Below are 24503 nucleotides of genomic sequence, written 5' to 3' on the forward strand. Positions count from 1 at the left end.
AGTAAAGTAGCGTGTGGCAATGCCACACGCTTTATATTTTCATTCACTTCTTGGTTTTGCTGGATTGCAATTAGGTATTTCGGTATTTGCAGTTTCAGCAAGCTTTATTAAATAATAGCATTCCTCACGGAACATATGATCAGCCATTAAAACAGGAAACGTGCTAAGAACCTGATTTGAAATTTCTAATTCAAAGATCTCTTTTAAAAAGATCTGGAACATTTCCATTTCTAATTTAACATCTTGATTCATTTTTTTTAATGCAGGAAACGTATCCAAACTGGTTCGCAAGTATCCTGTAAATACTACTGCCTTTAAATAAAATTGCTGAAATTGCTTTACAAATTCTTTGCTTTCGAGCTTTAGTTTATGCTCTGTAGCATCCATTTCTGAATGAATAGCACCGGCATGGCCGAATGCATCCTGTAGCCATAATAAATGATGATGAAGCTCATGATAGATTGGTGGCTTTTCACCTTTTTGAAGATATTGTAATAAACGCTCATATTCCTCCAATTCATTCACCATATGGCTTAAAAAAGTTGGTGATAAATGGATTTTAACCTTTCCAACTAGATGCCTTTCTATAAGCAATAATTTAAACTGCTTTAATTTTTCCACTTGTGGAACTGCCTCAGATGCTAGTGTGATTAAAGAGCTTTCATCATTGAGTGAACGAGCATTTTGCAGCAGTCTGTCAAATACATGTTTAAAATAATCTGCTTCCCTTATATATTTATCCTCTGAAACACTTAAAGAATCCAAAATGAATCTTGAATGATCGCCAAGAATTTGCAGCCAAAACTCATGTTCAAACTTTGCTGTCTGTATAAATGTTTTCACAACTTCCCTCCTTTTCCCTTTAAAGTTTATTCCGTTATTACCTTGTCTTATGTAAGGCTCTTTTTTACACTATGTTTCTTTTTGAGTAGAAAATCTTATTTAGATCATAGTTGACTATCAAGAAAAGATTCCAGGAAACCAATACTACTTAAGCTTTAAAACCATCATTATTTTTAGGATTTTTAGGATTTACACAATCTTTTATAAAAAAAAGACAACCACATAAAGTGATTGTCTTAATAGGAAATATTAAAAATATTATACTTCTAGTAATAAGTCTTCTGGATTTTCAAGTAATTTCTTAACAGTTGCAAGGAATCCAACTGCATCCTTTCCGTCAATAACTCGGTGGTCATAAGAAAGTGCCACATACATCATAGGACGGATTTCTACTTGATCACCAACTGCTACAGGGCGTTTTACAATAGAATGCATACCAAGGATACCAACTTGAGTACCATTAATAATTGGAGTAGAGAATAGTGATCCGAATACCCCACCGTTTGTAATAGTAAATGTGCCACCTTGTAAATCAGCTAAACCAAGTTTATTATCGCGTGCTTTCTTCGCGAAACCAGCAATATCTGCTTCGATTTCAGCGAAGTTTTTACGGTCACAATCACGTATTACAGGAACAACAAGACCTTCTTCCGTAGACACAGCAACACCGATATCATAATATTTCTTGATAAGTAGTTCGTTTCCTTGAATTTCAGAGTTTACATATGGATATTTTTTCAATCCTGCTACTACTGCTTTTGTAAAGAATGACATGAATCCTAGACGTGTTCCATCATGTTCCTCTTGGAACTTGTCTTTTTTACGCTTACGAAGCTCCATAACGGCAGTCATGTCGATTTCATTAAATGTAGTAAGCATTGCCGTATTTTGTTTTACTTCTAATAGACGATTGGCAATAGTCTGGCGGCGGCGTGACATGCGAACTCGTTCAACAGGCTTGCCATCCTCTTGGCTTACTGCTGTTTGTGCACTCTTTGCTGCTGGAGCAGGTGCTGCTGCTGCAGGTTGTGCTGGTTGGTTATTATAAGACTCAACATCTTGCTTGCGAACACGGCCTAGCGGATCTACAGTCGGAACTTGTCCTAATTCAATACCTTTTTCACGAGCTAGTTTACGTGCTGCTGGAGAAGCAATAGTACGATCCTTCTTATCTTCAGATACTTCTTCTTGAGCTGCTTGTGTAACTGCTTCTTGTTTTGGTTCTTCCACTTTTGCTTCTACTGCTGGAGCACTTGCAGGCGCTTCTCCTCCTGCACTTACAATGGCAATTACTTGACCAACTTGAACAGTATCTCCCTCTTCAGCTTTTAATTCTTGAATAACACCAGCTTCTTCAGAGATTACTTCCACGTTCACTTTATCTGTTTCAAGCTCAACAATGTATTCCCCTTTTTCAACATACTCTCCTGGTTTTTTTAACCACTGAGCAATGGTTCCTTCTGTAATTGATTCAGCTAATTCAGGCACTTTAATTTCAGCCACGATGATGTCCTCCCTTAAATATTCATTGCTATAGATTTATCGTTTTCAGGCATACCAATTGGTGGATGTGTAGCATAGGGGAAAAACATTTCATAGACGCTTTTTCCCCTAATATGACATTCACATCCTGAAACTTTTTTACTTATTTTGTAAAAGCTTCGGTTACAATACGGTTTTGCTCTTTCTTATGAACAACTGGGTCTCCTTCAGACGGACTAGAACGTCTTGGACGGCCAGCATATCTAATATTAACGCCTTTTGGTGCGATTTCACGCAGATGAGGATCTACAAATGTCCAACCGCCCATATTTTGAGGCTCTTCTTGCACCCAAACTAATTCTTTTAGTTTCTTAAAGCGTGCAATAATTTCCTTGATTTGCTTTTCAGGGAACGGATACAGCTCTTCTACCCTAACAATATGAAGCCAGTCAAGATTTTCTTCCTCACTTAGACGTGTTTCTAAATCAATAGCAATCTTACCGCTGCACAACACAATTCTTTCTACTTTGTCAGCATTGCTACCAAGTCCTGCTTGCTCTAGAACAGGTTTAAATTCACCAGTAGTTAATTCATTCGCATCAACAGAAGCTAATGGATGACGAAGTAAACTCTTCGGTGTCATTAACACTAATGGACGAATTTCATCCTTAAGAAGCATAGCAGCTTGACGGCGCAGGATATGGAAATACTGACCAGCTGTTGAAAGATTTGCGACAGTCCAGTTATTTTCTGCTGCCATTTGCAGATAACGTTCCATTCTTGCACTTGAATGCTCAGGTCCTTGTCCTTCATATCCGTGTGGTAGAAGCATCACAAGACCTGATTTTTGGCCCCACTTTGCACGACCTGCAGAAATAAATTGGTCAAACATTGTTTGCGCCATATTCGCAAAATCACCAAATTGCGCTTCCCAAATAACCAATGTTTCAGGAGATAATACATTGTATCCATATTCAAAACCAAGTACTGCAGTCTCAGTCAATGGACTGTTGTATACAACAAATGATGCATCAGTATCTTGTAAATGGTGAAGAGGAATGTACTCTTCCCCTGATTTCTCATCATGCAGTACAAGGTTACGCTGTGCAAATGTACCGCGTTGAGAATCCTGTCCTGTCATACGGATTGGAGTTCCATCTTGAAGAATCGATGCAAATGCAAGTGATTCAGCATGGGCCCACTCAATTTTTCCATCTCCATCGAAGACGTTTTCTCGGCGTTTCAAGATTTTATCTAATTTCTTAAATACGTTAAAGCCCTCTGGCCATTGTAATAGTTGAGTATTTAAGTCTTTTAAAACTTTTTCATCAACTGCCGTTTTCACAGCAGGGAATCCGCTTACTACATTTTCCGGAGGATTCATGATAGTGTCAGGATTTTCATCTTGACCCGGCACCTTATCAAATGCAGCTTGTAATTTCGAATTAACCTCGTCCTCCAACTGCTTTGCATCCTCTTTACTTAGCAAGCCTTCATTCACTAAACTTTCAGCATAAATTGTACGAACAGTAGGATGTTTGCGTACAATATTATACATCATTGGATTCGTCGTCATCGGTTCGTCTGTTTCATTATGACCGAATTTACGGTATCCAATTAAGTCAATTAAGAAATCTTTATGGAATAAACGGCGATATTCACTCGCGAAAATCGCAGCAGCAATACAGCTTTCAGGATCATCAGCATTAACATGAATGATTGGAATTTCATAGCCTTTTGCAGCATCAGATGAATATTTCGTCGAACGAGAGTCAAAACTTTCAGTCGTAAAACCTATCATATTATTAGAAATGATATGGATAGATCCGCCAGTGTTATAGCCTCTTAATCCGCTCATATTTAATGTTTCTGTAACAACACCTTCTCCAGGAAAGGCAGCATCACCATGAACAATAATTGCTAATGATTGACTTGGATTTTGTTCCGGATAACCTCTTGTCTTTCTATTTTCTTGGGCGGCACGAGTATATCCTTCAACAACCGGTGCAGCAACCTCCAAGTGACTTGGGTTATTAGCCAAAACCACGCGGACACTTTCCTTATTGACTCGATCTGCACCAAGATGGTATTTCACATCTCCAGTCCAACCATATGTGATTCCAGTAGAACCTTCCGATGGAATGAGATCTTTATTAGGTGCATGCTGGAATTCAGCAAAAATCAACTCATACGGCTTTTCTAATACATGGGCTAAAACATTTAGGCGGCCCCTGTGAGCCATTCCGATATTAACTGTTTTAACACCGTCTTTAACCGACGAGCTAATAATCTTATCCATTAAAGGTACAAGCATATCTAAACCTTCAATAGAGAATCGCTTCTGGCCTACAAAAATACGGTGGGCAAACTTTTCAAAGCCTTCTACTTCTGTTAATCTTTTTAAAATATTTGTTTTTTCTTCTTTACTCAATTTAGGAAAAATGCTTCCTGATTCAACCGTTCTTTGCAGCCAATGTTTTTCTTCTAAGTCATGCACATGATGAAATTCATAAGCAATCTTTTTCGTATATACTTCCTTTAAATGATTGATCGCGTCAAGTCCATTCTTAACGGTAGCTGGCGCATCCGGGCAAATAAAAGAAACTGGAATTTGCCTTAAATCCTCTTCCGTCAAGTTATATTCCTTTAATTCGATTCGACGTGTATCTTTATGCGTGTTATCTAATGGATTGATGTCAGCCGCTAAATGTCCATAAGTACGAATATTGTCAGCTAATTTTACAGCGGAAACAATTTTGCTGAAAATAGTAGCTGTAGCTGGCATTTGAAAGGAAACATCAGCTTGACCATGTGTCGACAAAACTGCATTTGAAACGGTAGGAGCTCCCCATTGTTCAAACAGCTCTCTCATTTCCGGTTCAACACTGTCCGGATCATTTAAATATTGCTCATAAACCTCCATTACATAACCAAGGTTTGGGCCTGAAAAACTCTCCCAAAAACCTCTTGATGCTTGATCATTCATCTTGATAAACCCTCCAGCCTAAAGCCTTTTAAAATTTTTCGTAAAAATACTCTCCATTCAATCATATGCTTGTAAGATAGGAATGGAATGCGACATTATGTAATAAATGAATAATTGGAAAAGCAAAACGCTTACACCCCCCATTTTATCACTGTAAAGTAATAAGATAAAGGAATAAAACCATATTTTTAAAAATTACTCGAATTATGTCATTTATAAAAAAACATGGCAAAAATGTTTGAAATACAAAAATGAATTTTGCTTTCCCAGCTTCCATTATTTTTTCCATATTCATCTTACTACTATTTGTGAGAAAATCAAATGTTTTTGTATAAAAAAAGTAAAAGTAAGCCTAATTAATTCGTTTACACTTTTATTGGGCAAATGCATATATTACTGTATATATGTTTGTTGGTGTCAAATGAGTTTTGGAAGGAAGTGGGTGATGTTCCTTGTTTCCGTGGAATATGTTTCCCTTTAATAACGATATGAGTAAAATGCTTCAGCAATTTAACCCAAAAGATATGGAAAAAAGTGTGCAAGATATGATTTCCCAATTCATGCCAAAACAATGGCAAGGATCGTTTGATCATAATGATATGCTATCAAGAGCCGCTTCACTTTTTCCGCAAAATAATCAACAATCAAATAATCCTCCACCAACAAGCATCCATCCCAATGTGTTTGAAACCTTTGATGATGTGTATGTTCGCATTCCTATTAGCGAGGACATGATCCAAAAAATAAAAATATACCATACTTCAAATCAATTAATAATCGAAAATACTTCTGACGGTAACCGCGAAACCTTCACTTTACCTGCACTCGTACGAAAGAAAGGTACAACAGCGCAGTATAAAGATGGAATATTGGAAATTAAAATGCCGAGAAGCGCTGACTTGCAATACACCGAAATAGATGTGTCAGAAAGATTATAAAGATTTTAAGCATTAGCCAATAGAAAGAGCCGATGAATGTTTCATCGGCCATACATACTAAGGGGTAAGGTTAGTGTAATACTTGTTCCTTCTCCAACGATACTGGATGCCTCAATGCTTCCTGCGTATTCCTCTATTAATTTTTTGGCAATGGCTAATCCTAAACCATTCCCGCCTTTTGCACGACTGCGAGCTTTATCCACCCGATAAAAACGATGGAATATTCTAGGAAGATCTTGTTCAGGAATACCTACACCATAATCCTTCACCGTTATTTTTAATAAATCATTGCTTTGTTCTACAATAATATCTACTTTTTTAACCTTGTCAGAATATTTCACTGCATTATCAAGCAAAATAATCATCATTTGTTCAAAATGATTTTCACTAACTTTAATCATTGCACTATCTAGCTTGTCGTAGTGAAGGAAAAAATCGAAATCCTCGTGAATTAATTCAAAATTCTTCAATATCCTGTTCAATGCATTTATAATAACCGTGTTTTGATCCGAACTCTTCCTTTCTGCTTGATCTAATTTTGACAGGTCAAGCAATTCCTGCACAAGATTTTTCATCCTACCCAACTCTTGAAGAGAAGCTTGCAGGGATTCATTTAGTATATCAGGATCATTCTTACCCCACCGATTCAATAAGTTTAAATGCCCTTCCATAATTTGAACAGGTGTCCTTAATTCATGGGAAGCATCCTCTACAAATTGTTTTTGTTGGTTAAAGGTCTTTTCAATCCTTTCCATCATTTCATTAAATATATTCGTTAGCTCACCCATTTCATCCTGCGAACTACTTGGTTCCATTCTTTCCTGAAAGCCTTTATTTCGAATGCTCCGCATCTTATCCGAAAGCTTTTTCAATGGTTTAAGAAAATGTTTTGCCATTAAAAAGCCGATAAATCCACTGAGCAATAAGGAAACAGCACCTAGTATAGACATTACAATAAATAGACTTGTCATCATTTGATGATATCTTGTCAAGGGATCGATCACTTCAATGTAGCCGTTGAATCCACTGGAAATAACAGGGGCCCTCGCGATATAAATCTTTTTATTATCTTCTTCCGTCAATTCTATTGTTTTCTGCTTTACAGGTGAAAAATAAAATCTGATATCCTTCGATTTATCCTGTATTGCTACCCATTGGCCATGATCGTCAATAACAATCATTCGTTGGTCTTTTTCTAAGAATTGTTTGATTAAATCTTTATTCGTTCCTATATCATCAATCGAAGCAAAGGGCTTATTTTTATAAAAATTAACAATTTCACTAATCTCTTGACTAAGATTTTGCCCTTCTTCATGCAGCATAACCTGTCGAATTACTGTATATTGAATCGAACTAAAAATAAAAAATGTAAAAAAAATAGCGGCACTGCCGCCAAGAGACCATTTAACCTTTAAGGAACTCTTTTGGTACCAGCTGCGTAGGATATTCATTCACGCATCACATACCCGGTACCACGTACAGTCTGAATATAGCTGTCTTCACCGGCTTCATCAATTTTATTTCTTAAGTAGCGAATATACACATCAACGACATTTGTTTCTACTTCTGTCTCATAGCCCCATACTTTATTAAGTAGAGCTTCACGAGTCATCACAATATTTTTGTTTTCAAGAAGAGTGAGCAGCAAATCATATTCCCGCTTCGTAACATCTATTACTTGGTCCCTCTTTCTTACAATTCTGCTTTCCTTTTCGACATAGAGATCTCTGAATTGGTAGCTCGTCATATTGGTTTGTGTTTCATGAGACTCGATCCTTCGGAAGATTGCTCGTAACCTGGCAAGCAGCTCCTCGATAGCAAATGGCTTTACTATGTAATCATCTGCACCATGATCGAGCCCTGCTACACGATCCATCACACTATCACGTGCTGTAATCATAATAATTGGAGTTTCTTTTTCCTGACGTACTCTCCTACAAACCTCTAAACCATTTAAGCTCGGGAGCATTAAGTCAAGTAAAATCACGTCCCACTCCTCTTCTAAAGCAAATTGGAGTCCTTCCCTTCCATCGTATGAAACTTTTATCTCATATCCCTCGTGCTTAAGCTCCAGTTCGATAAAGCGCGCTAAATTTTTTTCATCTTCAATGAGCAAGATTTTCTTCATCTAATCCACCTACTAAAGCTCTAATATTTCCTTTAGTTTACTCTAATTCATCATTATAGTAAATAATCCCAAATAGGAGTATCTCCTATAAAGTCTGCTTATTTTAGAACAAAATGTTAAACTCCATCCTCTTTATTTAATATTTGTCTTAGCAGAAATGTAATCAATAAATGCATGAACAATTTCTATAGATTGAAAGGCAACTAATGACAACGCTGTAAAGCTAAAGAATACAATCGGGATAAAACGTACCCACATCTTCATCGCCTCCTTTGATTGTTCATTTATACATTATCAGCCGTACATGAGAATCTGATTAAAAATATATAAATTCTGGTTAAAAAAAATACCGGCTGATTAAGCCGGATTTAAAGAAGGAACTTTATAACGAGTAAAATATAAGGGGGGCCAAAAACAATTATCAGCAATCATACGATACAGATATTAGTTAAGACCCAAAAATATTGTACGAAAGCTTTCCTATATTTTCATGAAAGACAGATTAGAAATTCATGAGAAATATTATTTCTTTTATCCCTCAATCGGTTTCATTGCTGATATCCCCAGCAGATGATACTGCTCTAATATGTTTAATACCTGGTTTGTAGCAACTGCGATATCATCGCTATTTACTTTTTCTGACAGATTCACATATGTGGCTTCTTTATGAAGATATTGCGGATCATAATAATCTCCCATAAGCATATCAATAATATTTATATAATCGTTCCTCTCTAATGCTGCAAATATTCTTTGTGTCCACTCCAGTGATTTGACTCTCTTTGCTACGTATTGGAGTGCGCTTCTCACACTTTCCTTAAAATGTGGGTTTCGTTCATTTGGCATTACATATTCTTCATAAATTCTTTCCATTCGGGCTTCCTTTGTAGCAGTAACATAAATATGCAATGCATTATCCCGTAAAGCTAATAATGAATCTGGCTGCACAGAATGGCCGATGCGCTTACTTTCTCCTTCCATAATTACATACGGAGATCCTTTTAAAGAGAGGAGCTCTTCAAACAGTAATCCATCAAATGTTTTTTGATTATGCGGTTTACGCCCATCAATTGCTCCAAAAAGGGAACCCTTATGATTTGCCATTCCCTCTAAATCCAGAACAGGTAACCCCTTTCCTTTAAGAAGGTGTAAAATTTTCGTTTTCCCAGTCCCTGTCATTCCATGTAAAATAACGGCTTTTTTGGGCAATAAATCCGGTACTATTTCTAAGGATTTCTTCCTAAAAGCCCGGTAACCACCTTTTAATCTATATACATGCAGACCAGAAAAAGTGGCAAATTGAGCAACAGATCCGCTCCGCATACCTCCTCGCCAGCAATAAATTAATGGTCTCTTCCCTGAATCTTGAATATCTTTTATGGTTTTCATTATAGACGGAATTTTAGGGGATACTATCTCCATGGCCCGCCATTTGGCAGCATTTGCATCCACCTGTTTATATAAGGTACCAATTTCCGCCCGTTCTTCATTAGAAAACAGCGGAATATTAATAGAATGAGGAATAGAACTCTCGTAAAATTCCAATGGAGAACGTACGTCCATCGTTACATATTTATCCTTTTCAGAAAGCCACTCTTCTACTGTAATATCCTGTGACATATTTTCATCCTCCCATACTGCTTCCCTTCCATTCTATCATATCCAATTCCATCATGTGTTTAAACAAACCCACCTATTTTTGGCAATCTTTTATGAGATTTTGGTTGTTTTAACATTTTTGATATGTTAATATAAAACACAATATATGCTAAATGGAATTTATAATAAAACTACATATTGAAACAACTTCAGGTAAAGGTGTCCTTTATAGGACTTAATAGGGAATTCGGTGAAAATCCGAAACTGTCCCCGCAACTGTAAGTGTGAACGAAAAAGATTCCGCCACTGCATCTAGTGATGTGGGAAGGCTCTTTAGTAGGCAGCACACGAAGTCAGGAGACCTGCCTTTGCTTGATAGTTTCTATTCCTCGGGGATTGGGGAGATGAAACGATAGTTAAATGTATGAATACTAACCGTTTTCCTATCGTTTGATCTGCCGAACTTCGAGCAGATCTTATTTTTTTATAGGGGGAAAAAGCATGGTAGCAAATACAGTAAACACAACGCGATGGAAAGATTATATACTTGGCTTTCTTGAGCAAAGAGCGGAGCCAAATGAGGGATTCCGTCCTGTTTATCAATTCAGCTTGCAACTAATGGAGCAAAAGCCGTTGATTTCGGAGGAAGAATGGATACAACAAATTATCTTGGACTGTCTGTCCCGCTTGAATGAAGATGCAACCTTCTGGACCTATGAGGCTGCTTATTTGTACCTAGAATATTTGTATTACAAAGCAGCTCAAAATAGAGAGTACTCCCACGAAGACAAATATGGGGATTTCTATCAATTAATTAAAACACTAACAGTAAAAGGAATCTATAATCATGCACTTTTAGAGTATTATTCTAAGGATGAAATATCCGAATTAGCGAAAAAAATCGATACTCAAAAAGATTATCTTTTCACATACATAGGAATTCGCACTCTAGCGGACCGTTATTTAGCGACAGATCATCAAAAAAACATTTATGAGCTTCCGCAAGAAAGATGGATGATTATAGCAATGCAATTAATGATCAAGGAACCGAAGGATAAGCGTTTAAAACTGGTGGAGGAAGCGTATTGGGCTTTAAGCAACCTATATATGACTGTAGCTACCCCTACACTCTCAAATGCAGGAAAAAGCTATGGCCAATTATCAAGTTGCTTTATTGATACCATAGATGATAGTTTACAAGGAATCTTTGACAGTAATACAGATATTGCGAATTTATCTAAGAACGGCGGAGGCATTGGAGTATATCTTGGAAAAATCAGAAGTCGAGGAAGTGCAATAAAAGGATTTGCCGGTGCATCATCCGGTGTTCTTCCTTGGATGAAGCAATTAAATAACACTGCAGTCAGCGTTGACCAACTTGGACAAAGAAAAGGCGCAATCTGTGCCTATTTAGATATTTGGCATAAGGATATCCATGCGTTTTTGGATGCAAAATTAAATAACGGGGATGAACGATTTCGGACACATGATTTATTTACTGGTGTATGCCTCCCTGATTTGTTCATGGAGCAAGTAGAAAACCGCGGTGATTGGTATTTATTTGACCCTCATGAAATAAGACAAGTTATGGGATACTCCCTTGAAGACTATTATGATGAAAAGGATGGAGACGGCACTTTTCGTAAAAAATATTGGGACTGTGTAAAAAATGAGAAACTACTCAAAACAACTATCCCAGCTATAGATATTATGAAAAATATCATGAAGAGTCAATTAGAAACTGGTGGACCATTTATTTTTTACAGGGATGAGGCTAATAGAAAAAATCCTAATAAGCACCAAGGTATGATCTATTCTAGTAATCTTTGTACAGAAATTATGCAAAATCAAAGTAGTACTAATGTTATAGCTCAATACACTGATAATGGAAGGATTATTGTAGAGAAACAGCCTGGTGATTTCGTTGTCTGCAATCTTTCCTCTATTCATCTCGCTAGATCGGTAACTGATAACTGTTTGGAACGGTTAATTAAGATACAAGTTAGAATGCTGGATAATGTTATTGATTTAAACCAAATTCCTGTCCCTCAAGCACAAATGACGAATCAGAAATATCGAGCAATCGGGCTTGGAACATTTGGATGGCACCATCTATTAGCACTGAAGAAAATGAAATGGGAAAGTGAAGATGCCGTACAATTTGCGGACAGGCTTTATGAGAAAATAGCTTACTTAACCATTCAAACAAGTATGGAGCTTGCGAAAGAAAAAGGTGCTTATCCTGTATTTAAAGGGTCTGAATGGGAAACAGGAAAATATTTTGAACGGAATGGTTATGTTAATAATCCATCAACACCTTATGCATGGGATCGTTTACTTAAAGATATACAGCAATATGGACTTCGGAATGGTTATTTAATGGCTGTTGCCCCTAACTCCTCCACATCCATTATTGCGGGCAGTACTGCAAGCATTGATCCAATCTTCCAAAAATTCTATGCAGAGGAAAAAAAGGACTATAAAATACCGGTTACAGCACCTAATTTAAGCCCGGAAACTACCTGGTATTATAAATCAGCTTATTTTTTTGACCAAAGATGGAGTATCAGACAAAATGCTGCGAGACAAAAGCATATTGACCAATCCATCTCATTCAATATATATGTTCAAAATACAATAAAAGCAAAGGATTTATTGGAATTGCATATAACAGCATGGAAAAATAAATTGAAAACTACTTATTATATACGGTCCACTTCTTCTCTCGTAGAGGATTGTGATTCATGTTCAAGCTAATAGTTTATAAGGAGATGAAAAAATGGGGACTTCTATACTCGAAAAAAGAAAATTAATTGATAAAACAGCACCAAACCGTTCTACTTCTATTATTAATGGAACATCCTCCAATATACTAAATTGGGATGATGTTCGTTTTTCCTGGGCCTATCCAAAATATAAGCGTATGCTTGCAAACTTCTGGACACCTTTTGAAATTAATATGTCACAGGATATTAAGCAATTTCCAAGCTTATCAGAGGACGAACAAAATGCCTTTTTGAAAATTATTGGTCTACTTGCACTTTTGGATAGCATTCAAACGGATTATGCAGGAAAAGTTGCTGATTACTTAACGGATTCGAGTTTAAATGCCATCATGATTATCCTAGCCCAACAAGAGGTTATTCACAATCATTCGTATTCTTATGTATTATCGAGTATCGTTACCAAGCAAAAACAAGATGAGGTATTTGAATTTTGGAGGACGGAACCAATTTTACAGCAAAGAAATGATTTCGTAACAGATGGTTATAAGGCATTTGCCAATGAACCTAATGTAGAAAATTTATTAAAATCTATTGTGAATGATGTTATCCTCGAGGGATTGTTTTTCTATTCAGGGTTTGCCTTTTTCTATAATCTGGCCAGAAACCAAAAGATGGTAGCAACATCCACTATGATTAATTACATCAATCGTGATGAACATCTCCATGTTGATTTCTTTGTTAAAATCTTCAAGGAGGTTCTAAAAGAATACCCAGAATATGACACGGATGAATTAGGAAGATATGTTGAAAGTAGTTTTCTAAAGGCAACAGAGCTGGAAATAGAATGGGCAAGACATATTATCGGCAATAAAATAGATGGGGTTCTTCTTTCTGATTTAGAAGACTATATTAAATTTTATGCAAACATACGTTGCAATCAATTAGGATATGATAAACCATTTCCGGCTATTCGCAACAATCCCTTACGCTGGATTAAGGCATATGAAGAGGTTGATTTCGGCAAATCCGATTTCTTCGAGCAAAAATCAAGGCAATATACGAAAGTGAACTATGTAGATAATGGCTTTGATGAGCTATAAGTAAAGTATATAAAAGAAGAAAATGCCAGACACCATTAGTGTCCGGCACCATTTTAAAACAAACCAGCAAATATACTTTTGCTGGTTTGTTACTTAATTTTTCATCCTTGGATCCAGTGCATCTCTTAAACCGTCACCCATCAAGTTAAATCCTAAAACCGTTAACATGATGGCGATACCTGGAAAAAAGACGGTCCATGGAGCTTGAATAATAAAATCCTTTGAATCAGCAAGCATTTTTCCCCACTCCGGAGTTGGTGGCTTGGCACCCAAACCTAGAAACCCTAAACCAGCTGCCTCAATGATAGCTGTTGCTATTGCTAGCGATCCTTGCACTATTATCGGTGCCAAGCTATTAGGAAGGACATGGTGCAGCAGGATACGGCTATCCTTCATCCCAATCGCCTTCGCAGCAGTAATATACTCTTCCTCTTTAACAGATAGCACTCTAGATCTTAATAACCTTCCAAATGTTGGTATATTAATGATAGCAATCGCAATCAATGCGTTTTGTAAGGATGGTCCTAGCATTGCTACAATGGCGATAGCTAATAAGATACTTGGAAATGCTAGTAGTATATCAAATATTCTGGATATGATCGCATCAATCCATCTTCCATAAAAACCAGCTATAATACCAAGAAATGACCCCGCAACTGCGGAACCAACTACGGAAAAGAATCCGACCGATAATGAAATCCTAGCTCCATAAATAACTCGGCTCAATATATCGCGGCCGAAATCATCGGTTCCAAACCAATACTTCGAGGATGGTGGCAAGTGCTTGTCCTTAAAATTTTGTTCATTAATTCCGTATGGAGCGATATAATTAGCAAAAATCGCTAATAAAATAAAGAAAACAACGATTCCTAAGCCGATTAGGGCTACTTTGTTTTTCTTAAAGCTCTTCCATCCCTCACGCCACGGAGATATTAATGGCTCTTCTACAATGGGTTTCTGTGTTGCATTTGTTGATAATTCTGGCATTGATTATACCTCCTAGTGTTTAATATTTGATCCGTGGGTCGATGGCCGCGTAGAGTAAATCTACTACAAGATTGATAAGGACGAAAATCAGAGCAATTAATAGAATTCCAGATTGAATGACAGGGTAATCCCTTGATTGGATAGCATCATAAATATAATTTCCGATGCCTGGCCAACCAAAAATAGTTTCCGTTAAGATCGCTCCACCTAATAATAAGCCTATTTGCAAACCAATTACTGTGAGAACAGGAATAAATGCATTTTTCAATGAGTGTTTATAGACCACCCAAAACATTCTTAAACCTTTTGCTCTTGCTGTACGAATGTAATCGGAACGCATTACTTCAAGCATACTTGATCTTGTCATCCGAGCAATTATTGCCATCGGGATCGTTGCTAATGCAATACTAGGCAAAATTAAATGTTTAATAACAACTATGAACTGATCAAACCTTCCCTCCAACAATGTATCGATTAAATAGAGGTTTGTAATAGATTGAACAGGGTCACGTATATCATCTCTCCCAGCAGTCGGCAATAAATCTAAATGAATAGAGAATGTATATTGCTCCATTAAGCCTAGCCAAAATATCGGCATGGATACACCTACTAGTGCTAATAGCATCGCAACATAATCAAACCAAGAGTTTTGAAACCACGCAGAAATAATTCCTGCATTTACACCAACAATAATAGCGATAATCATCGCAACAACCGATAATTCAATGGTTGCAGATAAATACGGCCAAATTTCCTCTTTAATTGGAGTTTGTGTTTTTAAGGATGTCCCTAAGTCACCTTTTAATAAATCCTTTATATAATCAAAAAATTGTACATAAAGGGGCTGATCAAGTCCAAGCTGTTTGGTTAAAGCTGCTACCGATTCCTTTGTTGCATGCTGACCTAAAATCAATTGAGCAGGATTTCCCGGAATAGCATGGATCAAAGAAAAGACAATGATCGCCATTCCCAGTAAAACAGGAATTAACATGAGTAAACGACGAATTGAGTAGGCAACCATTATATACTCCCCCTTCCTACGTATGTATCTTCCTAGCAGATTTCAAAGAAAAAAGGGAAGGAGAACAATACTCCTCCCCTTTTTCACTTTGGAATAGTTTTCAAATTCCAAATTCAGTACCTATAAGCTAGCAGACTTGTAGTCACCTTCTTGCGATTAAGGGCAACAGCTGGAACTTCCTTGCTATGCTTTCTAAATCGATAGTCGAAGAGGAAGGTGAAATTTCATACTTCCATTATCACATATCCGTCCGCTAGACCTTTGGTGCTTGAGCATTTGTTTTTAGTCGATAGAAACATCTTCGAAGCTTTGAGAGCCTGTCGGATGTGGGAAAAATCCTTTAATTGTGCTTTTTCCAGCAAGCAATGGTGTTGAGTGAGCAAGCGGAACCCAAGGTGCATCCTTATGAATGATCACTTGCGCTTGCTTATAAAGTTCATTTCGCTTGTTTTCATCTGTTTCTGTTTGAGCTTGAATTAACAGTTTATGAACTTCATCATTAGAGTATTGAGAATTGTTATTGGAACCAATAGCATCCTTATCCAATAATGCATAAAGGAAGTTATCTGCATCACCGTTATCCCCTGTCCAACCTACGATGAACATCGGAGATTCTCCTTTTGCAAGATTCTCTAAATATTTGCCCCAATCCATTGTTAGAATATTTGTTTTCACACCAATTTTTGCAAAATCAGCTTGAATTGCCTCAGCTACCTTTTGACCATTTGGCATATAAGGACGAACTACTGGCATAGTCCAGAAATCTACACTAAAGCCGTTTTTATAGCCAGCTTCTGCAAGAAGCTTTTTCGCCTCATCCAAATTAAAGTCATAGTCCTGGATATCATCATTATAACCACCTACAGATGGCGGAATTGGATTCTTTGCCGGTATAGCTGTACCGCCATAGAAGTTTTCAATAATCGCTTCTTTATTAACTGCATGACTTAGTGCAAGTCTTACCTTCGGGTTATCAAATGGCTTCTTCTTCACATTGAAACCTAGGTAACCAATATTCATGGAAGGACGTTTAAAAACTTGAAGATTTTTATCTGCTTCTATCTTCTCAAGATCACTAGGATTTACACCGTCAATTAAATCTACCTCACCTTTAATTAAAGCGTTTAATCTCGCTGAGTTGTCCTTATAAACCTTTAAAATTAATTTATCTACCTTAGGTAATCCTTTTCGCCAATATTTATCGTTTTTCACGACTGTAATAGCATCATCGCGCTTCCAGCTTTCAAATTTGAAAGGACCTGTACCAACTGGATGCTCAATATACTTATCACCCCATTTTTTAATGGCAGCAGGGCTGGAAATCGAGAATGGAGTCATTGCAAGATTTTTCAAGAATGGTGCTTGAGGTCTGAATAACGTGAATTCTACCTTATACGTATCCAATGCCTTTACTTCTTTAATAACTGCCGCAGGTTCCCCTTTATAGCCGCCAAATTGAGATTGATAATAAGGGAATTTTTCTACATTTCCATTGGCCCAGCGGTCAAAGTTTGTCACAACAGCTTCTGCATTGAAATCTGTTCCGTCGTGGAATTTAACCCCTTGTTCCAATTCAAAGGTATACGTCTTTCCGTCTGGGGATATATCCCATTTCTTTGCTAGAGACGGTTCAATCTCTGTTGTTTCCTTGTTGTACTTTACCAATCTTTCAAAAATTTGCTCTCCAACTATTAAGGATTCTCCGTCTGTTACGGTGGCAGGATCAAGCTTTACAGCATCTCCGCCTCTTGCGTACACTAATATTTTTTCTTTTTTTCCTCCGCCTGTTTTGGACGAGCTGCATCCCACTAAAGCGAGCGAGAAGATGAGGATAAATACGAATACTCCCCACAGTTTTTTCTTCATCTTTTTTCCCCCTAATATTTTTTTTGTTCATTAAAATAGGTATGTTCAATCTTCAATGAAGATGACACGCAGTATAGTGGCCCTTCTCTATCTCTTTAAATTCAGGCTTTACACTCTTACATTGCTCCATCGCGTATGGGCAGCGAGTGTGAAAAGCACAACCTTTTGGAGGATTCGCTGGGCTTGGCACATCCCCTTGAAGAATAATTCTTTCCTTTTGGAATTCAACATCAGGAATTGGAACCGCGGACAAAAGCGCTTGTGTATATGGATGTTTTGGATTATTGTAAAGCTCCTCACTATCTGCAAGCTCTACTATTCTTCCAAGGTACATTACACCCACACGATCGCTAATATGTCGCACTACACCTAAATCATGGGCAATAAATAAATAAGTAAGATTAAAGTTTTTTTGTAAGTCTTTTAATAGATTTAAAACCTGCGCCTGAATGGAAACATCTAACGCAGATACCGGTTCATCGGCAATAATAAGCTTTGGATTGAGAGTTAACGCTCTGGCAATTCCAATGCGTTGTCTTTGACCGCCGCTGAATTGGTGAGGATAACGCTTTAAATGATAATCATTTAAGCCTACAACCTCTAAAAGCTCTTTTACTTTTCTTTTTCTTGCCTGTTTGTCGGTTACACCATGGACAATTAGCGGTTCTTCCAATATTTTCTCTATCGTATGTCTCGGATTCAACGAGGCAAAAGGGTCTTGAAAAACCATTTGCATTTGTCCCCGCATTTTCCTCATCTCGGAACTTGAAAGCTTTGTTAATTCTTTTCCTTCAAACGTGATGGTTCCATCTGTAGGTTCTAAGAGTCTTAATAGCATCCTGCCGGTAGTGGATTTACCGCATCCGCTTTCTCCTACTAACCCTAACGTTTCCCCTTTGTAGATGGAAAACGATACATCGTCTACTGCCTTTACTTCTCCAACCTTCTTCCCAAGTACACCACCACGGATTGGAAATGATTTTTTTAAATTTTGTATTTTAATCAACGGTTCATTCATTAGCAGCTACCTCCGTATCTTCGTGAAGAAAGCACCTGATTTTTTGCCCGTTCGGTAGACTTTTTAGCTCCGGTGTTTCCGAAAAACAGCGATTAAATGCATGTGGACATCTTGGAGCGAAATGACAGCCAAATTCAATCGATCCCGGTTTTGGAACATTTCCCGCTATAGATTCCAATCGATCCTTTTTGGTTCTCATATCAGGAATGGATTTAATTAATCCAACGGTATACGGATGTTTTGGAGATTTGAATAATGTCCGCACATCTGCCTCTTCAACAATTTTACCACCGTACATGACAATGATTCGTTGGCACATTTCTGCTACAACACCAAGATCATGGGTAATCATAATAATTGCGGTATCTGTCTCTTTATTTAACTTTTTCATTAAATCGAGAATTTGCGCTTGAATGGTAACGTCCAAAGCAGTCGTTGGTTCATCTGCAATTAAAAGCTTAGGCTCACAAAGCATTGCCATTGCGATCATTACACGCTGCCTCATTCCGCCCGAAAGTTGATGTGGATATTCCTTCATAAGTTGTTCTGCCCGGGGAAGCCCGACCTTTTTCAGCATGTCTATGGCATGGTCCCGACACTTTTTCTTTGGCCAATCTCTATGTATTTTGACTGCCTCTATTAGTTGATCACCAATCGTAAATACAGGATTCAAGCTTGTCATCGGCTCCTGAAAAATCATAGCAATTTCATTTCCACGTATATTCCTCATTTGCTTTTCAGAGGCACTTGCGATGTCTTCTCCATTAAAGACAATCTTACCTTTCACTTTACCGTTTGTTGTTGGGATAAGTCCCATAATGGATAAGGAGGTCACACTTTTTCCGCACCCTGATTCACCTACTATTCCAACGACTTCCCCTTTATTGACTGCAAAGTCCATTTCATTCACTACTGGAATAACGCCGTTATCCGTTACAAATGATGTATTTAATCCAATTATTTCTAGCACTGGACTTTCCATGTAATCGCTCCCTTCATGGCTGATATTTCTTGCAGTCGTATCTGAACAGCATTTAGCACAATTATGCTTGTACAGATAAAATTATGTAAAATCACTCGGTGTTTTCTCAATATTCTACCTTTAAATACTTTATTTGAAAATACATTTTATAAAAAATATTTAGATTTCGACAAAAAAAGAGAATTTTCTACACAATTAGTAGAAATTCTCCCAGAATTTTTCCTTTATTTTTATATTTTTTTAAAAATATTCTAATTAATTTTCATCTTTAATAAGCGATTTGTAAATTTTTGGCGCATATCCTCAGCCAACTCATTAATTTCTAGTATTTTTCTAATTCTTTCTTCTGTAAGCTGATGAAAAAAGGTCTCAATCAAAAAATGAACATCTATTTTTAATGGATGCGACTCTAATAATTGAATTTCAGAATCCTTCTCAATCATTCCTTCTTTTATGACCCGTGCAAAATATCCTGTCCTGCATGTTTCAATAATTCTCTTTAATAATTCTTCTTTATCATTATGCTTTGAAATAGTTGCACATGGAATTCTGCCCTGTGTGATTTGCACAATGGCTTCTCCTATTTGGAATATATCTCCAATGCAGATACTTTTTTCATCCATTCCAGAAACAGTCAGGTTCTCACCAAATGACGGTTTAGAAAAAGAGCGTTTAAACTCACCTTCCCATTCTTTATAATGTTCCAGAACATAAAAGCAAACTGCCCGATCTGCTCCACCATGAAAGTCAGTATTGGCAACTCCATCATCAAAAAAACCATTCTTAGATAACCACGCTTCGCTTACCGCTTTTTTATCAATACCAGTCATATATTCCTTTTCTCTATATTTTGCTGTTTTTGGCAATCCTATATTAAGGCTTTCAATCTTCATCCTTCAAACCCCTTTTTATAATAAAAGTACATTTAAAAATAAAATGATGTTGCCCTTTTATTCCATTATAAATTAGACAAATTAGTACATATTAAAAATAGTACTTAAAAGAGAGGAAATAGTAAATGGAACATGTGAATGATACTGAAAAAACGAATGCTGGCCAAGATGAAATGCGTGATAAACGATGGGCGATAGTTTCGATTGCATCTATTCCACTAATTATGACATTAGGAAATTCCATGCTTATACCTGTTTTGCCGTTAATGGAAAAAAAGTTGGATATCTCTAAGATGCAATCAAGCTTAATTATTACCGTCTATTCTATTGTTGCTATCTTTCTGATACCAATTGCCGGATATCTATCAGACAGATTTGGCAGAAAAATAGTCATCATCCCTTCGTTAATATTAGCAGGTGTAGGAGGTGTAATCTCCGCGTGGGCAGCTTGGAAAATGAATGATCCTTTTACCTTAATCTTAATCGGAAGAATTCTACAAGGCGCTGGAGCCGCTGGGGCTGCACCAATTGTTTTACCATTAGTTGGAGATATGTTCCGCAGAGACAGTGATGTAAGTGCAACATTGGGAGTAATTGAAACATCCAATACATTTGGTAAAGTACTTAGTCCTATACTTGGTTCTTTGCTTGCCGGTTTTATTTGGTTTTTACCGTTTGCCTCCATCCCAGTATTTTGTCTCATATCTGTATTGGCCATTATCTTTTTAGTAAAAAAACCTAAAGACGATAAAAAAGGACCAGATTTTAAAACATTTCTTAAAAATACAAAGGAGGTCTTTCGCCAGCATGCGCGCTGGTTAATTGCCGTATTTGTAATTGGAGCTATTCTAATGTTTGTTTTATTTGCAGTTCTTTTCTATCTATCGTCCGTATTGGAGGATAGATATCACTACCATGGTGTAAAAAAAGGATTCATTTTGGCTATTCCATTAGCATGTCTATGTCTTTCCTCCTTCATTACGGGCAAAAAAATAAAAGATAATATGGTTGTTATGAAATGGATTACCTTTATTGGACTTATCATTTCAGGAGCTTCCGTACTTGCTGTCAGCTTTTCTGATCAGTTTATTTATTTAACCGTTGTTTTTTTAATTTGTGGAATTGGAATAGGTGCTGGACTTCCTTGCTTGGATGCACTTATTACCCAAACTATCGAAAAAAATGTTCGCGGAACCATAACTTCCTTTTATAGTTCCATGCGTTATATCGGAGTAGCTGCCGGGCCTCCCGTAATGGCATTTTTTATGAAAAGCAGTATTATGATTATGTTTATGATCTTAGCTGTTTGTTGCGTCGTAGCAGCAATCATGGCGTTTGTTTCTATTAAACCAAATAAAGAAAATGAGCAAGAAAAAAATCCTGCTCATTCTCCCGTATAAGAAGCAAATTAATATGATTTGCTTCTTTCTTTATTCACAGTAAACATGGATATCAATACAAATGTTACAAACGAAAAAATTACGGGAAGAACAACTGTATGCATTCCGAATGGATTTGGATAAAAGCGGTCAATAAGTATATAACTGCACATACCAATTATCATCGAAGAAACAGCCCCATATTTGTTGCCATTTTTCCAATAAAGCCCAAGTACAATTGGCCAAATAAATACAGCTTCAAGTCCTCCAAATGAAAATAAATTAAGCCAAATAAGTAAATTGGGAGGATGTATAGCTAAAAAGAATACGGCAATTCCAACAATAGCGGTTACCCATAAACTTAGACGCTTAATTTTGCCGTCTTCCGCATTTTTATTTATGAATCCGATATATATATCTTTTACAATTGCAGATGATACAAGAATTAAAACAGAATTCACAGTAGACATGATTGCTGCCATAGGAGCTGCTAAAACAATCCCAGCTATCCAAGCAGGTAACACCTTCATTGTTACGATCGGCATTACTGTATCTGGATTGTCGATTCCTGGTACAATGGCCCTTGCTAAAACTCCAATGAAATGCATACCAAACATAATAACGCCAATCACAATCGTACCGATGATGATTGCTCTATGCATTGCTTTTGCATTCTTATAAGACATGGCTCTAACCGCAATTTGCGGAAGACCTACTACACCAACACCGACCAGAATCCAAAAGGAAGAAATATAAATTGGCGTCAAACTCCCGTCTGCACCATATGGACTAAGTAAATTTGGATTTTCCTTTCTTAAATCAGTCATCATATTTTCAAGACCGCCGCCTGCTTTTATGGAAGCAAATAGGAGAATAATGGTTCCTAAAAGCATTACTATCCCTTGAATCGTATCGGTAAAGGCTACCGCACGAAAACCGCCGATAATGACATATACCAGTACAGAAACAGCAAAAATAAATAACGCGGTCGTATATGTAACCCCTAATATTGATTGCATCAACCGTGCCCCTCCGACCCATTGTGCAATCATTGAGGAAAATAAAAAGATAATAATACTAAAAGCAGCTAGAATACTTACCCAATTGGAATTATATCGAGCCTTTAAAAAATCAATCAACGTAATCGCATTGTATTGACGAGACATTATAGCAAATTTTTTCCCTAATACCATTAACACAAAATATCCAGTCACAACCTGAGTCATCGCAAGCAATACCCATGCTAGTCCATAATGATAGGCAGCACCGGGTCCACCAATAAAGCTGCTTCCACTTCCATATGTTGCAACCATTGTCATCGCTAAGATAAAACCACCAAATTGGCGATTGCCTAAAAAATATTCCTGAACGAAGGAACTAGAAGTGTTGACATATTTAACTGCAAGTATCCCTACTACAAAAAAGATAATAAGAAAAATCAACAATGGAATAATAACTTGTATATTCATCCTACTGATCCCCTTCCTCAAAAGGAACTTCCTTAAACAGAAGTTTTACTGATAGGATGACAAGAAAAACAATGACAATAAAACCAAGAATACAGCTATAGAAAAACCAAGCCGGTAATCCTAGAATATAGGTATATTTATCTACTTTCTCTTTCCCTAGGCCATAAGCAAAGCCATACCACCATATAAAATGAATGATTGCTAAAGCAACGCCAATCAACGCTTCTTTTTTCGCAATTGTAAAACGGGCATCATCCTTCAAGCACCTTTCTCCCCCTTTTAGTTTACATAATAATATTATCGTTTCTTTATTGATGTTTCTGAATAAATTGCTCAATACAATGATTAACCTTCCGAAACTTCTTTGTTGGTAACTGATGTCCAGCCTTAATAAAATGAATTTCTGTATCAATGATTTTTGAATATAGCTGAACATGATGATTGATATAATCGGTTCTTGTTCCATAAAGGAGCATTAATGGCGCATTTAGTTGATCTATCTTACTTGTGCAATCATATGCTAAAGCTTCATGATACAAAGCTGCCCAAATATGTTGATTTGCTTTTAATATATGGGTATACAAATCCTCCTGCATTTTCTTTTCACGAAAGTGACTTAAAGAGAGGATCTTTGCAAGAAATTTTGGAAAATGCAATGCTAGGTAAACTCCTATTAAATGCTCACTTTTTAAAATTTCAGTGGTGACTTTTGGATATCCACCAGATAATATAACACCTTTCACATGATTTGGGAATTGTAATGCATATTCTTGAACAATGATCCCCCCGGCAGAATACCCAAATAAATAAATGGATTCTACATTAATCTGTTTCCGGATTGCTTCTAATTCTTCTACAAATGTCTGAACAGATATATTTGTTTCCGCGCTTGGGCTGTCTCCATGCCCACTTAGATCTGGTAAGATAAGCCTGCATACCTTTTCCAATGGTATTTGATTCTGAAACGTTTTCCTTCCCATTCCAGGAGGATGAACAAATAATATAACGGAGCCATGACCAATATCATCGTAATAAATACTTTTTTGTTGCATTTTTACTATTGGCATTGCTTTCCTCCTAATAAAG

20 protein-coding genes and 1 riboswitch are annotated in these 24503 nt (G+C 36.9%); of the genes, 4 read left to right on the forward strand and 16 right to left on the reverse strand.

Annotated features, from left to right (window positions below):
• Positions 1 to 39: 39 nt before the first annotated feature.
• From KHA87_RS07525 to sucA, 3 genes are all read right to left on the reverse strand, one after another.
• On the reverse strand, positions 40 to 843 hold the full coding sequence (locus KHA87_RS07525) for a DUF2935 domain-containing protein (RefSeq protein WP_213093465.1): 804 nt from the start codon (positions 841 to 843) through the stop codon (positions 40 to 42).
• Positions 844 to 1101: 258 nt separating this feature from the next.
• Entirely contained in the window at positions 1102 to 2346 is a 1245-nt protein-coding gene (gene odhB, locus KHA87_RS07530) for a 2-oxoglutarate dehydrogenase complex dihydrolipoyllysine-residue succinyltransferase (RefSeq protein ID WP_213093466.1), read from the reverse strand.
• A 142-nt stretch (positions 2347 to 2488) separates the two neighbouring features.
• Positions 2489 to 5311: a 2-oxoglutarate dehydrogenase E1 component gene (gene sucA / locus KHA87_RS07535; RefSeq protein WP_213093467.1), complete on the reverse strand. Its 2823-nt coding sequence runs from the start codon at positions 5309 to 5311 to the stop codon at positions 2489 to 2491.
• Between the two features lie 452 nt (positions 5312 to 5763).
• Here sucA and KHA87_RS07540 point away from each other — a divergent pair, with 452 nt between their 5' ends.
• The gene (locus KHA87_RS07540; protein ID WP_213093468.1) at positions 5764 to 6249 is read left to right on the forward strand and encodes an Hsp20/alpha crystallin family protein; all 486 of its coding nucleotides are present in this window, start codon (positions 5764 to 5766) and stop codon (positions 6247 to 6249) included.
• 41 nt (positions 6250 to 6290) lie between these two features.
• On the opposite strand, the gene KHA87_RS07545 is transcribed toward KHA87_RS07540, so the two are convergent.
• The 4 genes from KHA87_RS07545 to mnmH form a co-directional block, all read right to left on the reverse strand.
• Complete coding sequence (locus KHA87_RS07545) at positions 6291 to 7700, reverse strand: HAMP domain-containing sensor histidine kinase (protein WP_213093469.1); 1410 nt, start codon at positions 7698 to 7700, stop codon at positions 6291 to 6293.
• Complete coding sequence (locus tag KHA87_RS07550) at positions 7697 to 8377, reverse strand: response regulator transcription factor (RefSeq protein WP_213093470.1); 681 nt, start codon at positions 8375 to 8377, stop codon at positions 7697 to 7699. The genes KHA87_RS07545 and KHA87_RS07550 overlap by 4 nt, the downstream gene beginning before the upstream one ends.
• Positions 8378 to 8509: 132 nt before the next feature.
• Entirely contained in the window at positions 8510 to 8635 is a 126-nt protein-coding gene (locus KHA87_RS22395) for a hypothetical protein (RefSeq protein WP_283249422.1), read from the reverse strand.
• A gap of 273 nt (positions 8636 to 8908) precedes the next feature.
• Complete coding sequence (mnmH, locus tag KHA87_RS07555) at positions 8909 to 9997, reverse strand: tRNA 2-selenouridine(34) synthase MnmH (RefSeq protein ID WP_213093471.1); 1089 nt, start codon at positions 9995 to 9997, stop codon at positions 8909 to 8911.
• Between the two features lie 179 nt (positions 9998 to 10176).
• Positions 10177 to 10360, forward strand: a riboswitch (cobalamin riboswitch).
• A gap of 117 nt (positions 10361 to 10477) precedes the next feature.
• Here mnmH and KHA87_RS07560 point away from each other — a divergent pair.
• Positions 10478 to 12733 carry a ribonucleoside-diphosphate reductase subunit alpha gene (locus KHA87_RS07560; RefSeq protein WP_213093472.1) on the forward strand — a complete coding sequence of 752 codons (2256 nt, stop codon included), beginning with the start codon at positions 10478 to 10480 and terminating at the stop codon, positions 12731 to 12733.
• A 22-nt stretch (positions 12734 to 12755) separates the two neighbouring features.
• Positions 12756 to 13802 carry a ribonucleotide-diphosphate reductase subunit beta gene (locus tag KHA87_RS07565; RefSeq protein WP_213093473.1) on the forward strand — a complete coding sequence of 349 codons (1047 nt, stop codon included), beginning with the start codon at positions 12756 to 12758 and terminating at the stop codon, positions 13800 to 13802.
• 93 nt (positions 13803 to 13895) lie between these two features.
• Here the strand turns inward: KHA87_RS07565 and KHA87_RS07570 are convergent, their stop codons facing one another.
• The 6 genes from KHA87_RS07570 to KHA87_RS07595 all read right to left on the reverse strand — a co-directional run bounded on the left by KHA87_RS07570 (position 13896) and on the right by KHA87_RS07595 (position 20569).
• Complete coding sequence (locus tag KHA87_RS07570; RefSeq protein WP_213093474.1) at positions 13896 to 14789, reverse strand: ABC transporter permease; 894 nt, start codon at positions 14787 to 14789, stop codon at positions 13896 to 13898.
• A 19-nt stretch (positions 14790 to 14808) separates the two neighbouring features.
• Positions 14809 to 15810, reverse strand: coding sequence for an ABC transporter permease (locus KHA87_RS07575; protein ID WP_213093475.1), 1002 nt, complete (start codon positions 15808 to 15810; stop codon positions 14809 to 14811).
• A gap of 282 nt (positions 15811 to 16092) precedes the next feature.
• Positions 16093 to 17676: an ABC transporter substrate-binding protein gene (locus KHA87_RS07580; RefSeq protein ID WP_213093476.1), complete on the reverse strand. Its 1584-nt coding sequence runs from the start codon at positions 17674 to 17676 to the stop codon at positions 16093 to 16095.
• Positions 17677 to 17728: 52 nt separating this feature from the next.
• Positions 17729 to 18694, reverse strand: coding sequence for an ABC transporter ATP-binding protein (locus KHA87_RS07585; protein ID WP_213093477.1), 966 nt, complete (start codon positions 18692 to 18694; stop codon positions 17729 to 17731).
• Positions 18687 to 19676 carry an ABC transporter ATP-binding protein gene (locus KHA87_RS07590; protein ID WP_213093478.1) on the reverse strand — a complete coding sequence of 330 codons (990 nt, stop codon included), beginning with the start codon at positions 19674 to 19676 and terminating at the stop codon, positions 18687 to 18689. The genes KHA87_RS07585 and KHA87_RS07590 overlap by 8 nt, the downstream gene beginning before the upstream one ends.
• A gap of 251 nt (positions 19677 to 19927) precedes the next feature.
• A complete protein-coding gene (locus KHA87_RS07595) occupies positions 19928 to 20569 on the reverse strand; it encodes an MOSC domain-containing protein (RefSeq protein WP_213093479.1) in 642 nt (213 codons plus the stop codon).
• 125 nt (positions 20570 to 20694) lie between these two features.
• Here KHA87_RS07595 and bcbE point away from each other — a divergent pair, with 125 nt between their 5' ends.
• On the forward strand, positions 20695 to 21969 hold the full coding sequence (bcbE, locus tag KHA87_RS07600) for a bacillibactin exporter BcbE (protein ID WP_213093480.1): 1275 nt from the start codon (positions 20695 to 20697) through the stop codon (positions 21967 to 21969).
• 8 nt (positions 21970 to 21977) lie between these two features.
• Here bcbE and panF read toward each other — a convergent pair whose 3' ends face one another.
• From panF to KHA87_RS22135, 3 genes are read right to left on the reverse strand one after another with little or no spacing between them, the layout of a single operon-like run.
• The gene (gene panF / locus KHA87_RS07605) at positions 21978 to 23417 is read right to left on the reverse strand and encodes a sodium/pantothenate symporter (protein ID WP_213093481.1); all 1440 of its coding nucleotides are present in this window, start codon (positions 23415 to 23417) and stop codon (positions 21978 to 21980) included.
• Between the two features lies 1 nt (position 23418).
• The gene (locus tag KHA87_RS22130) at positions 23419 to 23679 is read right to left on the reverse strand and encodes a YhdT family protein (RefSeq protein WP_249310186.1); all 261 of its coding nucleotides are present in this window, start codon (positions 23677 to 23679) and stop codon (positions 23419 to 23421) included.
• Between the two features lie 46 nt (positions 23680 to 23725).
• Positions 23726 to 24484: an alpha/beta fold hydrolase gene (locus tag KHA87_RS22135; RefSeq protein ID WP_249310188.1), complete on the reverse strand. Its 759-nt coding sequence runs from the start codon at positions 24482 to 24484 to the stop codon at positions 23726 to 23728.
• Positions 24485 to 24503: the final 19 nt, after the last annotated feature.

This window comes from Bacillus sp. FJAT-49736 (assembly GCF_018343615.1).
Taxonomy (GTDB): Bacteria; Bacillota; Bacilli; order Bacillales; family Bacillaceae_C; genus Margalitia.

What these genes read in the sequence shown, in the direction of transcription:
- panF (WP_213093481.1), bottom strand. Translation starts at nt 23,417, where the DNA reads ATGAATATACAAGTTATTATTCCATTGTTGATTTTTCTTATTATCTTT.
- KHA87_RS07575 (WP_213093475.1), bottom strand. Translation starts at nt 15,810, where the DNA reads ATGGTTGCCTACTCAATTCGTCGTTTACTCATGTTAATTCCTGTTTTA.
- sucA (WP_213093467.1), bottom strand. Translation starts at nt 5,311, where the DNA reads ATGAATGATCAAGCATCAAGAGGTTTTTGGGAGAGTTTTTCAGGCCCA.
- KHA87_RS07585 (WP_213093477.1), bottom strand. Translation starts at nt 18,694, where the DNA reads ATGAATGAACCGTTGATTAAAATACAAAATTTAAAAAAATCATTTCCA.
- KHA87_RS07570 (WP_213093474.1), bottom strand. Translation starts at nt 14,789, where the DNA reads ATGCCAGAATTATCAACAAATGCAACACAGAAACCCATTGTAGAAGAG.
- bcbE (WP_213093480.1), top strand. Translation starts at nt 20,695, where the DNA reads ATGGAACATGTGAATGATACTGAAAAAACGAATGCTGGCCAAGATGAA.
- KHA87_RS07560 (WP_213093472.1), top strand. Translation starts at nt 10,478, where the DNA reads ATGGTAGCAAATACAGTAAACACAACGCGATGGAAAGATTATATACTT.
- mnmH (WP_213093471.1), bottom strand. Translation starts at nt 9,997, where the DNA reads ATGTCACAGGATATTACAGTAGAAGAGTGGCTTTCTGAAAAGGATAAA.
- KHA87_RS07580 (WP_213093476.1), bottom strand. Translation starts at nt 17,676, where the DNA reads ATGAAGAAAAAACTGTGGGGAGTATTCGTATTTATCCTCATCTTCTCG.
- KHA87_RS07545 (WP_213093469.1), bottom strand. Translation starts at nt 7,700, where the DNA reads ATGAATATCCTACGCAGCTGGTACCAAAAGAGTTCCTTAAAGGTTAAA.
- KHA87_RS07565 (WP_213093473.1), top strand. Translation starts at nt 12,756, where the DNA reads ATGGGGACTTCTATACTCGAAAAAAGAAAATTAATTGATAAAACAGCA.
- KHA87_RS07550 (WP_213093470.1), bottom strand. Translation starts at nt 8,377, where the DNA reads ATGAAGAAAATCTTGCTCATTGAAGATGAAAAAAATTTAGCGCGCTTT.
- KHA87_RS22395 (WP_283249422.1), bottom strand. Translation starts at nt 8,635, where the DNA reads ATGTGGGTACGTTTTATCCCGATTGTATTCTTTAGCTTTACAGCGTTG.
- KHA87_RS07590 (WP_213093478.1), bottom strand. Translation starts at nt 19,676, where the DNA reads ATGGAAAGTCCAGTGCTAGAAATAATTGGATTAAATACATCATTTGTA.
- KHA87_RS07595 (WP_213093479.1), bottom strand. Translation starts at nt 20,569, where the DNA reads ATGAAGATTGAAAGCCTTAATATAGGATTGCCAAAAACAGCAAAATAT.
- KHA87_RS22135 (WP_249310188.1), bottom strand. Translation starts at nt 24,484, where the DNA reads ATGCCAATAGTAAAAATGCAACAAAAAAGTATTTATTACGATGATATT.